We start from the raw sequence: 17,071 nt of genomic DNA, 5'->3' as shown, positions 1-17,071 counted from the left end.
CTCTCAGGCTTGCCGGCCGTGGAACTTAGGCGCCGGCGCCTTCCTGCTTTACGCCGGCGACCGCGGTCGGGTCGTCGATGCGGTACTTGCGGGCGGCCTCGGCGGCCACCTCGCGCTTGACGTCACCGCGCTTGGCGAGGATCTGCAGCGCGGCCACCACGATCGACTCGGCGTCGACCTGGAAGTGGCGACGGGCCGCGGCCCGGGTGTCGGCCAGCCCCCAGCCGTCCGTACCGAGTGAGGTGTAGTCGTTCGGCACCCAGCGCTCGATCTGGTCCTGCACCGCGCGCATGAAGTCGCTGACCGCGACGACCGGGCCCTTGGTGTCCTTGAGCTGCTCGGTGATGAACGGAACCCGCTCATCCTCCTCCGGGTGGATCAGGTTGTGCTGCTCCGCCGCGATGGCGTCCCGGCGCAACTCGTTCCACGAGGTGACCGACCAGACGTCGGCCGCGACCGAGTACTCCTCGGCGAGGATCTGCTGGGCCTTACGGACCCACGGCAGCGCCACACCGGAGGCGAGCAACTGCACGTGCGGTACGTCGTCGCCCGCGGCCGTCGGCGTCTCCGAGAAGCGGTACATGCCCTTGAGCAGAGCCGAGACGTCGAGGTTCTCCGGCTCGGCGGGCTGCGGCACGGGCTCGTTGTAGACGGTGAGGTAGTAGTAGACGTCCTCGCCGTACGGCTTGTCCTTGTCGAGGCCATAGCCGTACATCCGGCGCAGGCCGTCCTTGACGATGTGCGCGACCTCGTAGGCGAACGCCGGGTCGTAGTGCACGACGGCCGGGTTCGTCGAGGCGAGCAGCGGGGAGTGCCCGTCAGCGTGCTGGAGGCCCTCACCGGTCAGCGTCGTACGGCCCGCGGTGGCACCGATCAGGAAGCCCCGGCCGAGCTGGTCGCCGAACGCCCACAGGCTGTCGCCGGTGCGCTGGAACCCGAACATCGAGTAGAAGATGTAGAACGGGATCATCGGCTCGCCGTGCGTCGCGTACGACGTGCCCGCGGCGATCATCGAGCCCATCGCGCCGGCTTCGCTGATGCCCTCGTGCAGCAGCTGGCCCTGCGCGGACTCCTTGTAGGCAAGGAGAAGGTTGCGGTCGACCGCCTCGTACGTCTGCCCGTGCGGCGAGTAGATCTTGGCCGTCGGGAACATCGAGTCCATCCCGAACGTGCGGTACTCGTCGGGCGCGATCGGGACGATCCGGTGACCGATCTCCGGGTCCTTCATCAGGTCGCGGAAGAGCCGGACCAGCGCCATCGTGGTGGCGACCGGGGTCTTCTCGTTGCCCTTGCTGAGCGGCTTGTAGACGGCGTCGCCGGGCAGCTTCAGCGTCTTCGGCTTGACCCGGCGCTCGGGCAGGAAGCCGCCGAGCTGGTTACGGCGCTCCATCATGTACTGGTACTCCGGCGAGTCCTTGCCGGGGTGGAAGTACGGCGGGTTGTACGCGTCCTCGAGATCCTTGTCCTCGATCGGCAGGTAGAGCCGGTCGCGGAAGGCCTTCAGATCGTTCGAGGTGAGCTTCTTCATCTGGTGGGTGGCGTTCTTGCCCTCCAGCGACTCGATCGTCCAGCCCTTGACGGTCTGGGCCAGGATGACGGTCGGCTGGCCGACGTGCTCCGAGGCGGTCTTGAAGGCGGCGTACACCTTGCGGTAGTCGTGACCGCCGCGGGGCAGCTTGCGCAGGTCCTCGTCGGACAGGTTGCGCACCATCGCCTGGAGCCGCTGGTCGCCACCGAAGAAGTTGTTCCGGATGTACTCCCCGGACTCCACGGCGTACGTCTGGAACTGGCCGTCGGGCGTGGTGTTCATCTTGTTCACCAGTACGCCGTCGTGGTCCTGGGCGAGCAGGTTGTCCCACTCGCGGCCCCAGATCACCTTGACGACGTTCCAGCCGGCGCCGCGGAAGTAGGCCTCCAGCTCCTGGATCACCTTGCCGTTGCCGCGGACGGGCCCGTCGAGCTGCTGCAGGTTGCAGTTGACCACGAAGGTCAGGTTGTCGAGCTCCTCGCGGGCGGCCAGGCCGATCGCGCCGAGCGACTCCGGCTCGCCCATCTCGCCGTCACCGAGGAACGCCCAGACGTGCTGCTGGCTGGTGTCCTTGATACCGCGGTTCTGCAGATACCGGTTGAAGCGCGCCTGGTAGATCGAGTCCAGCGCGGCCAGACCCATCGAGACCGTCGGGTACTCCCAGAAGTCCGGCATCAGCCGGGGGTGCGGGTACGACGAGAGGCCCTTGTGCGGACCGCGGGAGACCTCCTGGCGGAAGCCGTCCAGCTGGTCGGCGGACAGCCGGCCCTCGAGGAAGGCGCGCGCGTAGATACCGGGGGAGGCGTGACCCTGGATGAAGACCTGGTCGCCTCCGCCCGGGTGGTCCTTACCGCGGAAGAAGTGGTTGAAACCGACCTCGTACAGGCTGGCGGCCGACTGGTAGGTGGCGATGTGACCGCCGACCTCCAGGCCCTTGCGGTTGGCCTTGCTCACCATCACGGCGGCGTTCCACCGGATGAACGCCCGGATCCGCCGCTCGATGTGCTCGTCACCGGGGAACCAGGGCTCGCGCTCGGGCGGGATCGAGTTGATGTAGTCGGTACTTCGCAGCGCCGGCACACCGACCTGCCGCTCGCGCGCCCGCTCGATCAGCTTGAGCATGAGGTAACGCGCCCGGGCCTTGCCGCGCTCGTCGAGCACGGCGTCCAGTGATTCGACCCACTCCCGAGTTTCGTCGGGGTCGATGTCGGGGAGCTGGGTGGGCATCCCCTCGGTGATGATGGCTGGTGGTTCGTGTCCGGAAGCCACGGTGTCCTGCCGTTCTCTAGGTCGGTCCTCCCGGCAATCCTGTCACCTGTCCGGACTCCGTTCTACTTTGCGTCCCCGGGACTCAGGTTCCGGCACCGCTGAGGGCGGTATTTCCGGACGCCTGGCGGGTGATGGACGCATATACCGGACACCTGAGGCGTGCCGAAGCGACAATTAGGAACAGTGCGCCGCGCGCGGTTAGCGGACAGGAAAGGTGGCCCTCGTGCATACTTGCGCGACGCGGTAGGCCACGATGGACTACTGCTACTGACGCCTAGCCCGGAACACCGGGTACACGGAGGAGGACACGTGAGCGCGACCGCGGACCACGCGGACGGCGAGAGCCAGGCTAGCCGCCTCGGCTTCGAGAGCGGCATGATCGTTCAGGAACTCGGCTACGACGACGACTGTGACGACGCATTCCGCGACGCCATCAGCGAGATCACCGGCGAAGCCCTCGTGGGCGACGACACGGAGGACGTCGTCGACGTCATCCTGCTCTGGTGGCGAGAAGAGGACGGCGACCTGTTCGACGGCCTGCTGAACGCCCTGACCGACCTGAAGGCCGGTGGCGTGGTGTGGCTGATGACGCCGAAGGTCGGCCGGGACGGGTACGTCGACGCCAGCGACGTCGCCGAGGCGGCGCCCTCCGCGGGCCTTGCCACCACCAGCAGTCTGAGCGTGACCGATGACTGGTCCGCCACCAAGCTGGTGATGCCGAAGTCGCCCCGAACCAAACGGTGACCACCTCGATCCCCCCGGTGGGGAGCGAGGCGCCGGACTTCGTGCTGCGCGACCAGCACGGCGAGGAGATCCGGCTCGCGTCCTACCGGGACCGGTCGAACGTCGTTCTGGTCTTCTATCCGTACGCCTTCAGCGGCCCGTGTACCGGCGAACTCGCCGCGATCCGGGACCGCCCGGAGCTGTTCGCGCAGGCGGACGCGGTCGTACTCGGCGTCTCCTGCGACGCGATGTACAGCCTCCGGGTGTTCGACGACACCGAGCGGCTCGGCTTCAGCCTGCTCAGTGACTGGTGGCCGCACGGCGCGGCGGCCTCGTTGTACGGCGTGTTCGACGCGGACCGGGGTTGCGCGGTCCGCGGCACGTTCGTGATCGACAAGGCGGGCGTCGTCCGCTGGTCGGTGGTGAACCCGATTCCGCAACCACGTGATCTCGACGATTACGCCCAGGGCCTGGCCGCCCTTGGCCGGGAGCTCGGTTAGACTTCGGCGCGGCGTACCTGCGGGTGCGGCGAGCGGGCGCATAGCTCAGCGGTAGAGCGCTGCCCTTACAAGGCAGATGTCGGGGGTTCGAATCCCTCTGCGCCCACCCTTTACTGCCGGCCGCCTTGGTCGTGGCGGCGGCGGGCGGCAACGACCTGGTCGAGGTGCGAGTCCGCCCAGGCGGCCATGGTCTGGAAGACCGGGGACAAGCTGCGTCCGAGCTCGGTCGGTTCGTACTCCACTCGCGGCGGCATTTCGGCGTAATACGTGCGCTCGATCAGCCCGTCCCGCTCCAATTGCCGCAACCGCTGGGTCAGGACCTTCGGGCTGACGGCCGGCAGTCGATGCCGGAGCTCGGTGAAGCGCAGTCTGCCGTCATGCGTGAGCACCCACAACACCTGGCTGCTCCACCTGCCGAAGATCAAATCGACCACCGGACTGATCGGACACGGATCATCCACCACTATGGCCGCCACTTTCTCCTTGGTAACTACTTTCCCAAAGATACTAACGTCGTTCTCGTCAGCTCCGGGCCCACGAAAAGAGAACGCCATGCCAGCCCACCCCGACCTCCCGGCTTTTTTGCACGGTCTACCGGCGCGGGAGGGGCCGCGGCCGCGCACCGGTCCAGCCATTCCGCACCAGCAGCTCAGCCAAATCGCGCCGATCGAACTCCAGGAAGAACTCTGGCGCCGCATGACCACGTTGGACGACGTCGTCACCGGCCCAAGCGGAATCTCCTTCCCAGACACCCGCGCCCTCCACCTACGCCCCACTCCCACCACCCTGACGCCGGAGCGATTCCTCATCGGCACCGAGTTCGCGCACCTCCACGGCCCCACCGACGGCAGCCTCCACCTCACCCTGCCGTACGACGTCGTGGCCGAGGTAGTACGCCAAGGCTGGGGCGAACTCCACCCCATCGCCCGCGCCGGCCAACGCCCCGCCACCCTGCTCATGCTCTTCGGCCCCCGCAACAACGACGAACTGGAAATCCTCTGGCCCCTCGTCCAACAAAGCCACACCTTCGCCCGCAGCAGCAGGATGGGATGAGGGGCGGCGTTTCGGGTCCGACCGTGTTGGGGTCACAAAATCTTCGTAAGGACTTCTGGTGGGGTGGGGTATCGGCGGGGGCAGCGGGGGAGGATCGGGGTGGCCTTTGGGTGGTGTCGTACGCCGTTGTTGCGGGTTCGGCCGGTTGAATTCGGGTTGACTTCTGGATGTCCGTGAGTACGTCGTGAGGTGAGACGGCGGTTGACGGATGGGCGATCGGCGGGGTTGGTCGGCGGCTTATTTGGCCGAGTCTGCTGACTGATAAGGTTCACGCTCGTTGTCCTGGCGTGAGGCTTGGGCGAACAGACGGGGCCGGTTCTGTCGTGGGGCTGGGCGTGACTTATCGCCTGGCCCATCCGTTGGGGAGGCACGTGTCCGTGGTACGCCGGTCGCCCCGGTGGCTGGGGTTGAGGCCGCTATGAGGAGCACCGTGGAGCGATCAGCGATCAGCTCGGGTCCGGCGTTGATGATCCCGGCCGGATATCCGCGCGACCTGCCGTCGGCACTCGTGCACGCCGCCCGGAACTTTCCCGAGGCCGGCGTGGTCGAGGTCGGGCCGGATGGACGGCCGACCCGGCTGGACAACCCGATCCTGCTCGAGCTCGCCGCGCGCATCTTGTCGGGGCTGCGCGCCCATGGCATTCGCCCGGGTGATGCCGCGATCGTGCACTGCACCGAACCGATCGGCTTTCTCGCGTCGTTCTGGGCCTGCAGCCTCGGTGGTATCCGCCCGCTGCTGGCCACGCCCGCGGTCGAGGGCGATACGGCGGGCGAGGGGCGCGAGCGGTTGCGCCGGATCGCGGCCGTGCTCGGCAACCCGGTCCTGATCGGCCGTCCCTCGGATCTGCCGGCCGACCTCGGTCTGCTCGTGCTCGACCCGGACGCGCTGGCCGGGCATGAGCCAGCCACCGAGTTCCACCGGCCCGCGCCGGACGAGGTCGCCGTACTGATGATGTCGTCCGGCACCAGCGGTACGCCGAAGCTGATCCAGCTGACGCATCGCGGGCTGGTCGAGTTCGCCGCGGGCACGCCGGCCATGCTGCCGATCCGCCCGGGCCAGATCACGCTGAACTGGCTGCCGCTCGACCACAGTGGCGCCTTCCTGCTCTACCACCTGCTGCCGGTGTTCATCGGCTGTACGAACATCCACGCCTCGACCGCGTGGGTGCTGGCCGATCCGCTGCGCTGGTTCGACCTGATGGCGACGCATCGGGTGAACCATTCCTGGGCGCCGAACTTCGCCTACCGCCTGGTCACGGCCGCGGTGCAGGGCGATCCGGACCGGCATTGGGATCTCTCGGCGCTGCGCTCGATGGTGAGCGGTGGCGAGCAGATCACCGTGCCCGTGGTGGCCGAATTCCTGCGCGTCACCAGTCGCTTCGGCATCGTGCCCGAGACGTTCGTACCGGCCTGGGGGATGACCGAGACCGTCACCGGCATCACCTTCGCCCGGCCGGGTCTCGCGGCGAACGTGCATCGCGTCCGGATCGGCTCCGGCGGTGCCGTGGAGTGGCTCGACAACCGCACGCCGAGCACGGTCACCGTCGCGCACAGGTCCGGTACGACGCTGCCGCCGCCGGTGAGCCTGGTCTCGGCCGGAGCTCCGGCGCCGGGTGTGACCGTCCGGATCGTCGGGGCCAACGGGCGAGTGTTGCCCGAGGGGTGGGTCGGGCAGTTGCAGGTCGCCTCGGCTCGCGTCACGCCTGGGTACCTCGGTGATCCCGCGGCCGATCGTGCCGCCTTCCCGGTTGGCAATTGGCCTGCGCACAAGTGGCTGGCGACGGGCGACCAGGCGTTCATCACGGGCGGCCAGGTCGTTATCACCGGCCGGGACAGCGATCGCATCATCATCAACGGCCACAACCACCAGGCCCACGACATCGAAGCCGCCGCCGCGACGGTGAACGGCCTGCAGACGGGCCTGGTAGCCGCCTGCGGCATTCCCGACCCGGCGACGGGTACGGATCGCCTGGTGGTGTTCTACGCCGCTGAGACCGAACCTCCAGCCGGTAGGTCGGAAGCGGTCCGCGCCGTCGTCTTCGGACGCTTCGCCCTCGCGGCCGAGGTCATCGCGGTGCCGCGTCATCGCTTCCCGGTCACCACTGGCGGCAAGGTGCTGCGCCCGGTGCTCAAGGATCGCTGGCTCGACGGCTCCCTGCTCGCCGAGTCCGACGCCAACGCCGACACCGGCTCCCAAACCGCCTCGCAGGCCGCCTCCCAGGACGCCGAGCCGGTCGCACAGCCTGTCGTCGAGCAGCCGGTCGTTGAACCTGATGCTGAGCCTGTGCCGAGTGTCGAAGAGACGCCGGCGGCCGCGGTTGCTCCCGAGGAGCCGGCGGAGTTGGACGAAGGCGACGCAACCGTCGTACTGCCGCGCTTCAACCTCCTCAAGCACAAGCCCAAGTCCACCCCCGAACTGAAGCCCAAGCCGACCCCCGAGCCCACGATCGAGGCCGAGTCGTCGGTCGAGGCGGAGTCGACGCCTGAGGTCGAGCCAGAGCCGACGGCGGAGCCCGAGTCGACGCCTGAGGTGGAACCGACGCCTGAGGTGGAGCCGGAATCGGTACCCGAGGTGGACGCGGACGCCGAGGTCGACACCGATGCCGAGGCCGAAGCCGAGGCCGAGTCGGTCGCAGAAGAGTCGTCGGCCGAAGAGCCGGTTGGCGAGGACTCGGTTGCTGAGGAGTCGGCTACTGAAGCGCAGGTCGCTGAGGAAGCGGTAGTCGCGGACGAGGTCGAGCCTGCTGTCGAGGACGAGGCCGAAGCGACGTCCGACGAGTCCGAGAGTGCCGAGGTAGCCGAGGGAACGGCTGACGAGGATTCCGAGGCGGTTGCCGAACTCGAAGCGGACGACGAGGACGAGTCCGAGAAGACGACCGTCCTCAAGGCGATCGCTGCGGAGGATCCCGAGACGACCGCTGAGAACGAGACGACCGCTGAGAACGAGACGACCGCTGAGAACGAGCCGGTAGCTGAGACCGAGCCGGTAGCTGAGACCGAGCCCGGCACCGAGTCCGAGGCTGAAGCGATCGAGGACGAGTCCGACGACCAGTCCGACGAGGCCGGGACCGATGAGGCCGAGACGGATGAGGCCGGGAGCGATGAGGTTGAGTCGCTTGAGGCGGGTGGGGCTCAGCCGGTGATTCAGCCGATTCCGGTCATGGTCGGCGCTGAGCCCGAGGCGTCGCTCAATGGGACCACCCACCACACCCCCGCGGCGGCCGAAGCGGACGCCGTCGACGCCGGGGAGACCGTCGCGTTGGTGGCACGGGTGTTCGGTGCCGTGCTCGGTCAGGACGTCGACGAGAAGACGCCCGTGCACCAGCTCGGCGCCGACTCGGTCTCGATGGTCCAGGTGCACGGTCGACTTCAGCGTGAGCTCGGGTTCGAGTTCCCGCGCACCGCGATGTTCGACCACGCGTCAGTGCTTGCCCTGGGCAACTACCTGCACGCGCAGCTGACGATGGACCCGGTCGAACGAGCCGCGCGTCCAGTGGCAGTCGACCCGATCGCGATCATCGGCATGGCCGCACGCTTGCCCGGGGCAACGACTCTGGCCGAGTTCTGGCAAAACCTCACCACCGCGACCGACAGCACAACCGCCACCAAGACCGAGGCGGACGCCCAAACAGAAGGCGCCGCCGGCGGCGTGCTGGCTGAGGTGGACGCGTTCGACGCGGAGTTCTTCGGCATCAGCGCGCGCGAGGCGGAGCTGACCGACCCGGCGCAACGCCACTTCCTCGAGGTCGCGCAGCATGCACTCGAGCACGGTGGTTATGCTGGCGCGGGCACGGGCCGGATCGGCCTGTTCGCCGGTTCGGGCATGACCCAGCCGGACTTCCTCGCCACTCGCGTCGCGTACCGCCTCGGTCTGACCGGCCCCGCGATCGGCGTACAGACCGCCGGCTCGTCATCCCTGGTCGCCGTACACCTTGCCTGCCAGGCCTTGCGCAGTGGTGATACCGACCTCGCGCTGGCCGGCGCCGCGGCGGTTCAGGTGCCGCAGGCAACGGCTTTGCAAGAACGCAGCGAGGAGTACGGCGGTACCGTGGCGGGCCATGGTGTCGCGGCCGTGCTGCTCAAGCGGCTGGACAAGGCGCTGGCCGACGGCGACACGATCCACGCGGTCATCCGTGGTTCGGCGGTCAACAACGAGGGCGCGGGCGCACCGGCGCTGGAGAGCCGGATCGAGGTGATCGAGCAGGCGCTGCAGCAGGCCGGGCTCGACGCGGACACGCTCGGCTATATCGAGGTCGACGGCATCGGCGTACCGGCTGACGACGAGGTGGAGTATCGCGCGCTCGCCGAGGCGCTCGGCCGTCGTACCGACAAGACCGCCTTCTGCACCCTGGGCTCCGTCCAGCCGAACATCGGCTACCTGGACAACGCCGCGGGCATGGCCGGTCTGCTCAAGACCGTCCTGATGCTGCAGCACCACACGTTGGTCCCGACGCTCGGCGACGTCCCCGAGCTCGGTGGCCCGTTCCGCCCGATCGAAGACGGCGAGTGGACCTCGTCGGACGGACCGCTGAGGGCCGGAGTGAATGCCGTCGGCAACGACGGCAGCAGCGCTCACGTCATCCTCGAGGAGCCGCCGGTCGCGGTTCGCCGCGGGACCGACGGCCCGGTCGTACTGGCCCTTTCGGCGGCCGAGCCTGACGCCCTCGAAGAGCTTGCGGGCCTCGTTCGCGAAGACCTCCACGCCCATCCGGACCGTCGCCTGATCGACGTCGCCGGTACGGCGGCACTCGGTCGTCCGGCGTTGCGCTATCGCCTCGCCGTGACCGGTTCCTCCGCGAAGGAGCTCGCGGCCGCCCTCGAACGGCCCGAACAAGGCGAACTGCCCCGAGGCGGTCCCGGCCCTCTCGGCTTCGCGTTCACCGGCCAAGGCGCCGCCCGTCGCGGAATGGCCGCCGGCCTCGCGACGCGGTTCCCCGTTTTCCGCGCGGCTCTGGAGGAGTGCGACGCGGTGTACGCCGAGGAGACGGGCGGGAGTCTGCTCGACCTACTCCTATCGTCCGACGGCGCCGAGAGCGCTTGGCCGACGGAAACTGCACAGCCCGCGCTGTTCGCGTTCGAGGTCGCGCTCGCGAAGTTGTGGCGCTCGTTCGGCGTTGAGCCCGCACTCGTGGTCGGCCACAGCGTGGGGGAGTACGCCGCGTTGTGCGTGGCCGGGGCCTTGTCCGTGGCGGACGGTGTTCGCATCACCACGCGTCGCGGGAAATTGCTTCAGCAGGGTACGGCGCCGGGCGCGATGGTCGCCGTACGGGCCAACGCCGACCGGGTGCGCGAGCTCGTGCAGACGCCGGGCGTGGAGATTGCCGCGGGCAACGGTCCGCACTCGTTCGTACTCACTGGCGCCGAGGTGGTCGTCGGTCAGCTCGCCGAGAAGCTCGACCTGCTGGAAGACGTTGCCTGGCAGCGGATTGACGTCGACCGGGCCTTCCACAGCTCGCTGCTCGACCCGATCCTCGAGGACTTCGCCGCCGTCGCCGCTGACATCACGCTGATGCCGTTGCGGACGCCGATGGTCAGCACCTGGTCGGGCGAACTGCTCGAAACCGACACCGTGGTCGACGTCGACTACCTGGTCGGGCAGTTGCGGGAGCCCGTGCTATTCGGCGCGGCCGTGGAGGCGTTGACCGCCGCCGGTTGCCGCCGATTCCTGGAGCTCGGGCCCGACGCCGTGCTGAGTCCGGCCGGTCGCCGGATCGCCCCGAACAGCACCTGGATCCCGACCCAGCGACTCGGGCAGGACCCGGTCTTCGCCACGATGAACGCCCTGGCCGAGCTGTACCGCCAGGGCGCCGAGATCAACTGGGACAAGGTGTTCGAGGCGAGCGGCCGCGTGCCCCTCCCGCCGTACCCGTTCCGCAAGGTCAGGCACCGCATCGACGACTCGGGCCGTCCCGGCAGGCCCGCGCGGACCGAGGTCGAGGCCGTCGCCGCCACCCGCGCGGCCCGGATCGACCTCGGCAGCGGCGTACCGGGTGGGTTCGAGCCTGCGCCGGCGCCGACCGACGCGGATGCCGTCGCCGCGCGCTACCAGGCGGCGCTCGAGATCATCCTCGACCTGACCGCCGAGCAGCTCGGGCTGGATCCGCTCGACATCACGTCCGACCACACCTTCCTGGAGCTCGGCGCCGAGTCGCTGTCGATGCTGCGGGTGGTGCAGGAGGTCCGGCAGCGGTTCTCGGCCGAGCTGGAGGTCCGCGATCTCTTCAGCGGACTCGACACGCCGCACCGGCTCGCCACGGCCGTCGCGGCGAACCCGCCGGCCGCTCCGTTGCCCGAGGCAACCGTGCCGCCGGAGCCGGAACGCGTCGAAGCGCCGCAGGTGCTGCCGGAAGGCGTGACCGAGGCCCAGACCGCGTTGAGCGTGCTCGGTGACGGTCTGGCCGAGCTGGTCGCGCGAGTCGAGTCGGCGCCGATCGGTCCCGAGGGCCCGGCGATCAGCACGCTGATGACCGAACAGCTCAAGGTCGCCGCGTCCCTGGTCGAGCAGATCACCGGCATAATGCGCGACCAGCTCGCCGTCCTCGGCCGGACCCCGTCGATGCCTGCGGCAACAAAGGCGGAATCGTTGCCGGTGGCACCGGTCGTCTCGCGTCCGGTGGCGGAACAACCGCCGGTGCAGGCGCCGCTCACGCCTGGTCAGCGCGGTATCTGGTTCCTGGAGCAGCTGCGCCCGGACCGCGATGCCTACCACGAGTCCAAGGTGATCCGGCTCGAAGGACCGCTCGACGTCGGCCGGTTGCGCTGGGCCTTCGAGCGCGTCGTCGATCGCCATGCGCCTTTGCGCACGTCGTTCCCGGTGGTCGAGGGTTCGCCTTTGCAGCAGGTCCATACCGGCCGCGCTGAACTCCCGTTGATCGTTGCCGAGGGCAATGACGAGGATGACGCCGCCTGGGCCGTGCTGGACGAGCTGTCCGGTTCGTTCGACCTGGCCGGCGGACCGTTGCTCAGGGCCCGTTTGGTACGGCTGGCCGATGACAAGCACCTCCTGGTCGCCCAGGTCCACCACCTGGTCTTCGACTCGTACTCCACTCAGGTCCTACTCCAGAACCTCGCGGCGTACTACCGCGGCGAGGAACTGCCCGCACTGACCACGACCTACCCGGCGTACGCCGCGAGCCGTTCGGTGGACCTCGCGCGCAAGGCGGAGGATCTCGGCTACTGGCGCGAGACGCTGTCCGACCTGGTGCCGTTGCGGCTGCCGACCGATCGCCCGCGGCCGTCCCACGCGACCGTGGAAGGCGCGTCGCTGGTGCACGAACTGGACGCGGGCCTGCGCGAAGAGGTCGCCGCCTTCAGCCGGCAGAACCGGGTCACGCCGTTCATGACGCTGCTCGCGGCCGTTGGTGCCGTGCTCGGCCGGTTCGCCGGTCAGCAGGACCTCGTCATCGGCACGGCGCTCTCGAACCGCCCCGCCGGGACCGAGGAACTGGTCGGCCTGTTCATCGAGCCCGTGCCGTTGCGGATGGACCTGACCGGCGAGCCCACGCTGGCCGATCTGGCCGTCCGGGTGCGCGAGGCGACGATGGAGGCGGTCGATCACACCGGCGCCGGCTTCGACGAACTGGTCGAGGCGCTCAACCCCGTTCGCGATCCGGCCCGCAATCCGATCTTCCAGGTGCTGGTCGAATACGGGCACACCCCGGACGTCGCGTTCGATCCGCCCGGTCTGCGCGCCACCGTGGTCGACGTACCGGCTGATCGGGCGCCGCTCGACCTGACGCTCTACCTGGTGCAGCACGCCGACGGCATCCGGTGCACGGCGGAATACAGCACGGCCCTGTACGACGAGGTGACCGTGCGGCGCCTGCTCGAGTACGTCGAGGCGGTGTTGCGCAGGGCAACGAGTTCCGGCGATACCCCGCTGGCCGTGCTGACCGCTCCGACCGCCGCCGACCGCGCGGTGCTCGACCGTTGGTCCGGCACGCAGGCGGCGGACGACTCGGCCGGGCTGCACACGTTGTTCGAGGAGCAGGTCGCGCGGACGCCCGACGCGATCGCCCTGATCGACGGCGAGCGCTCGATGACGTACGGCGAGCTCGACCAGCGCGCCAACGCGATCGCCTGGCAGTTGGTGGATCTCGGGATCGAGCCGGATCAGCTGGTGGCCATTCGTCAGGACCGGGGTGTCGAACTGGTCGTCGCGGTGCTCGCCGTGCTGAAGGCCGGCGCGGCGTACTTGCCGTTGGACCCGGGTTTGCCCGAGGCGCGCTGGGCGTTCATGACGGGCGACGCAGGCGCGGTCGCGCTGGTCGGCGATGACGCCGCGCTGGCGGATCGCCTCGGCCTCCGGCTCATCCCGGCGAACGCCTCTGCCGATGACCCGCGCGCGGCGAAGGGTCCCGGCGTGCCGGCTGATCCGACCCGGATCGCCTATTGCGCTTACACCTCCGGCTCGACTGGCCGGCCGAAGGGCGTGGCCGTGCCGCATCGTGGGCCGGTCGCGTTGATCCGGCACTACCAGCGGGAGCGAGCGGCTCTGCGTACGTTGCAGTGGACGTCGTTCGGGTTCGACGTGAGCGTGCAGGAGCTGTTCAGCACGCTGGCGTCGGGTTCGGCGTTGGTGTTGTTGCCGGAGGAGTCGCGCTTCGACCCGGCCGCGATCTCGTCGGTCATCAACTCGGCGGGCGTCGAGCGGCTCTTCATGACGTACACGCCGCTGACCCGGTTCCTAGCCAGCGGGCCGTCGCTGCCGGGGTTGCGCGAGATCGTCTCGGTGGGCGAGGAATTGGTCGTCACGGACGACGTACGGCACTTCTTCGCGTCGCACCCGGATTGCCTGCTCTCCAACGAGTACGGGCCGACCGAGGCGTCGATCATCGCGACGAGCCAGCCCGTGTACGGCGCGGAGGAGCGTCCGGCGATCGGCCGTCCGATCGAGGGCGTGCTGGTCCGGCTGCTGGATGAGCGCTCGCGGCCGGTGCCGGTTGGCGCGGTCGGCGAGATCCACTTGGGTGGTACGTCGGTCGCCCGCGGGTACATCGGTCGGCCGGACGAGACCGCTGCCGCGTTCGTGACCGATCCGGAACAGCCGGGGGCGCGGCTTTATCGCACTCGGGACCTTGGTCGTTGGCGTCCGGATGGCAGTCTGCAGTACCTCGGGCGGCTGGACGATCAGGTGAAGATTCGTGGGAACCGGGTCGAGCCGGGAGAGACACAGCATGTGCTGGCCGAGCTCCCGCAGGTTGTCGACGCGGTAGTTGTCGTGGGCAACGATCCTGCTGGCGAGACTTGTTTGATCGGGTACGTCGTACTCGCGGAGGACGTCTCGGGGCCGGCTGAGGTCATTGGTGAGTTGCGGAAGGTACTGCCGGAGTATCTGGTTCCGGCGTTGCTGATGCCGATCGAGGCGTTGCCGTTGACGCCGGGTGGGAAGTTGGATCGGGCCGGATTGCCCTTGCCTGCTTGGGATTCGCCGGTTGAGGGGGATGGCGCGCCGCGGACCGAGTTGGAGCGTGGGCTGCAGGAGATCTGGGCGATGGAGCTCGGGGTCCGGCAGGTGCCGGTGGATCGGTCGTACTTCGAGCTCGGCGGTAACTCGATGGCCGCGGTTCGGTTGATCGAGCGGTTGCGGGCGGCCGGGTTGCGGGCGGATGTGGTGCAGCTCTTCCAGGCGCAGACCATCCGGTCCCTGGCGGCCGCGCTGGACCCGTCCTCGGTTGCCCAGGTCAACGAGCCGACGCCTGTCGTCACGTCGATGCCGATCCAGGTCATCGAAATCGAGGTCCCCACCGAGAACGCGTCTGCCGAGAACGCGTGTGCCGAGAACGCGTCGGACGAGGACGCGTCAGGCGAGGACGCGTCGGCTGACGATGCGTCGGGCGACGAGGCTCCGACTAGCGCGCTGAATGGCAAGACCACATCGGGCGAAAGTGCGCCGGTCGCCGGTGCGGAGGTCGCCACTGCGTCGGTCGAGAGCGTGCCGAATGGGAAGACCGCGCCGAAGAAGCTCAATGGCAAGGGCAGCCGCTCGAAGCCAAAGGCAGCCGCTGCCGTCGAACCAGCCGAAAGCGAGCCGGTTCCTGCCGAAGCCCACGCGAACGGAACTGTTGCCGTTGCGACCGTTGATGCCGAGCCGGTTGCAAATGGAACGGCTAACGGCGAGACGGTTGACGCTGGGACGGCGGTCGCTGAAACGGTCGTGGCAGCTCAGGACGAGATCGAGGCGGCGGAAGCTGCCGCGGACGTGAGCGACGCCGAGACAGTCGAGGACGTGGAGGTCGTCGCCGAGACGGTTGCCAGCGGCAACGAGGACGAGGCTGCGGCAGCCGATGAGGTGGAAGCCGGTAACGCTGAGGCACCGGACGAGGCCGCGGCAGTAAATGAGGCCGAGTCGGCGGATAAGGCTGAGGGACCGGACGAAGCCGGAGCAGCCAACCCGGGCGAGGCTGCTGCGGTAGCCGACGAGGTCGAGTCGGCGGGTAAGGCTGAGGCTGCGGTGGCCGATGAGGTTGATGCTGCCGGTGAGGCTGAGGCCGAGGCTGTGGCGGCAGGGTTGCCTGAGGCTGATCTCGTGGATGACGACGAGGATCGGGTCGTTGGCGACGGCATGCTGATCGGGGCCTTGTCGGACGGGCACGGCATCGCGAGTGTGGTGGTCGACTCGGCGCCGTTGAGCAGCACGCAAACGCGACTGCGCGAGCTTCACCAGGTGGGGGAGCGGCCGGCGGTTTACAACGTCGCGCACCGGGTCGTCCTGAGTGGCGACCTTGATCCGGCCGCGCTGGAGCATGCTCTCTGGATGCTGGTCGACCGTCATCCCGCGCTGCGGACGCGCTTCGTTGACCGCCCGGGTGGCGCGGTGCAGGAGGTGCTCGACCAGGTGCCGGTGCGCCTGCCGGTGGAGGACCTCGGCATGGCGACCGACGGCGGCGAGTCCTGGAGCGAGGCGCTCGCGTCCGAAGGCCTCGAGCCGGGCGAGGCGCCGTTGTGGCGGGCCCACCTCGGCCGGTTGGCCGATGACCGCTGGGTGCTCGTGCTGGTGGTCCATCACCTCATCACCGATGCCTGGTCGACCGCTTTGATCTGGTCTGACCTGTCATCGCTGTACGCCGAAGTGCTCGCGGGGATGCCGAACCCGCTCGGCCCCTCCGCGTCGTACACCGAGTACACACGTTGGCGGCTCGCGGAGGCGGCGACGCGTCGTACGGAGCTGGAGCGGTTCTGGCAGTCGGAGCTCGATGGAGCGCCGTTGCGGCTGCCACTCCCGTACGACCTGCCGAGGCCCGAGCGGTTGTCGGGCAATGGCGCGACGATGCGGTTCGACGTACCGGCGCGGACGGCGACGCTGCTCGACCGAGTGGCGGAGAAGCTCGGTAGTACGCGGGCGTCCGTGCTCACCGCGGCGTACGCCGTCTGGATGTCGAGGCTGTCCGGCGAGCGCGACCTGGTGGTGGCGTTGTCGAGCCCGAGCCGCGTCCGGCCGGAACACGCGAAGACCGTTGGGCCGGTGGGCGAGGCGCTGCTGGTGCGGTTGAGCCTGGGTACGCAGATCCGGTTCGCGGATCTGGTCGCGCAGGTCGGGACGAGGGTGTTCAAGGCGCTCGACCACCACGCGCTCGGGCTGGCCGAGGTTTACCGGCTGGTGGATCCGGAGCGTCCGGCGGAGTCGCCGCAGGTTCTGTTCACGGTGGACACGACGCCGCAATCACGGCTGGAACTGCCGGGCGCGTCAGCGGCGATCGAGCCGCTCGAGGCGCCGGGGACAGCGCGCACCGAGCTGTACTTCGTGCTCGCTCCGACCGAAGGCGGTCTCAGTGGGCGGTTCGAGTACTCGACGGACTTGTTCGACGAGAAGACCATCGACGGTTGGCGCAAGGCCTTCCTCGACGTACTCGATGAGCTGACGCTCAGCCCCGGCGGGATCATCTAGCCCGCTATCGACGTTTAGCGTTCTGCACCGCGGACGGGTGGTCGGTTGTTCCGGCGCCGTCCCCTCCGACAGCCCGGCGATCCACCGTCCGCGGTGCAGAACCCGCGTCGA

At 68.9% G+C, this 17,071-nt stretch carries 6 protein-coding genes and 1 tRNA gene; 5 read left to right on the top strand and 2 right to left on the bottom strand.

What is annotated here, in order from left to right:
* Nucleotides 1-25: 25 nt before the first annotated feature.
* Nucleotides 26-2,755, bottom strand: a complete 2,730-nt coding sequence (gene aceE / locus OG394_RS12550) for a pyruvate dehydrogenase (acetyl-transferring), homodimeric type (RefSeq protein ID WP_328996828.1) — start codon at nucleotides 2,753-2,755, stop codon at nucleotides 26-28.
* A 351-nt stretch (nucleotides 2,756-3,106) separates the two neighbouring features.
* Here aceE and OG394_RS12545 point away from each other — a divergent pair, with 351 nt between their 5' ends.
* From OG394_RS12545 to OG394_RS12535, 3 genes are all read left to right on the top strand, one after another.
* Complete coding sequence (locus OG394_RS12545) at nucleotides 3,107-3,541, top strand: DUF3052 domain-containing protein (RefSeq protein ID WP_328995424.1); 435 nt, start codon at nucleotides 3,107-3,109, stop codon at nucleotides 3,539-3,541.
* On the top strand, nucleotides 3,538-4,020 hold the full coding sequence (locus OG394_RS12540) for a peroxiredoxin (RefSeq protein WP_328995423.1): 483 nt from the start codon (nucleotides 3,538-3,540) through the stop codon (nucleotides 4,018-4,020). Before OG394_RS12545 ends, OG394_RS12540 begins: the two co-directional genes overlap by 4 nt.
* 34 nt (nucleotides 4,021-4,054) lie before the next feature.
* Nucleotides 4,055-4,126, top strand: a tRNA-Val gene (locus OG394_RS12535).
* A 4-nt stretch (nucleotides 4,127-4,130) separates the two neighbouring features.
* Here OG394_RS12535 and OG394_RS12530 read toward each other — a convergent pair.
* Nucleotides 4,131-4,454: a winged helix-turn-helix transcriptional regulator gene (locus tag OG394_RS12530; RefSeq protein WP_328995422.1), complete on the bottom strand. Its 324-nt coding sequence runs from the start codon at nucleotides 4,452-4,454 to the stop codon at nucleotides 4,131-4,133.
* A 118-nt stretch (nucleotides 4,455-4,572) separates the two neighbouring features.
* Here OG394_RS12530 and OG394_RS12525 point away from each other — a divergent pair, with 118 nt between their 5' ends.
* Together OG394_RS12525 and OG394_RS12520 are read left to right on the top strand one after the other, a co-directional pair.
* Nucleotides 4,573-5,073: a luciferase domain-containing protein gene (locus OG394_RS12525; protein ID WP_328995421.1), complete on the top strand. Its 501-nt coding sequence runs from the start codon at nucleotides 4,573-4,575 to the stop codon at nucleotides 5,071-5,073.
* A 430-nt stretch (nucleotides 5,074-5,503) separates the two neighbouring features.
* Nucleotides 5,504-16,960, top strand: a complete 11,457-nt coding sequence (locus OG394_RS12520; protein WP_328995420.1) for a non-ribosomal peptide synthetase/type I polyketide synthase — start codon at nucleotides 5,504-5,506, stop codon at nucleotides 16,958-16,960.
* Nucleotides 16,961-17,071 lie beyond the last annotated feature (111 nt).

Source organism: Kribbella sp. NBC_01245 (genome assembly GCF_036226525.1).
Taxonomy (GTDB): domain Bacteria; phylum Actinomycetota; class Actinomycetes; order Propionibacteriales; family Kribbellaceae; genus Kribbella.
This window is presented reverse-complemented; position numbering and strand designations above follow the sequence as displayed.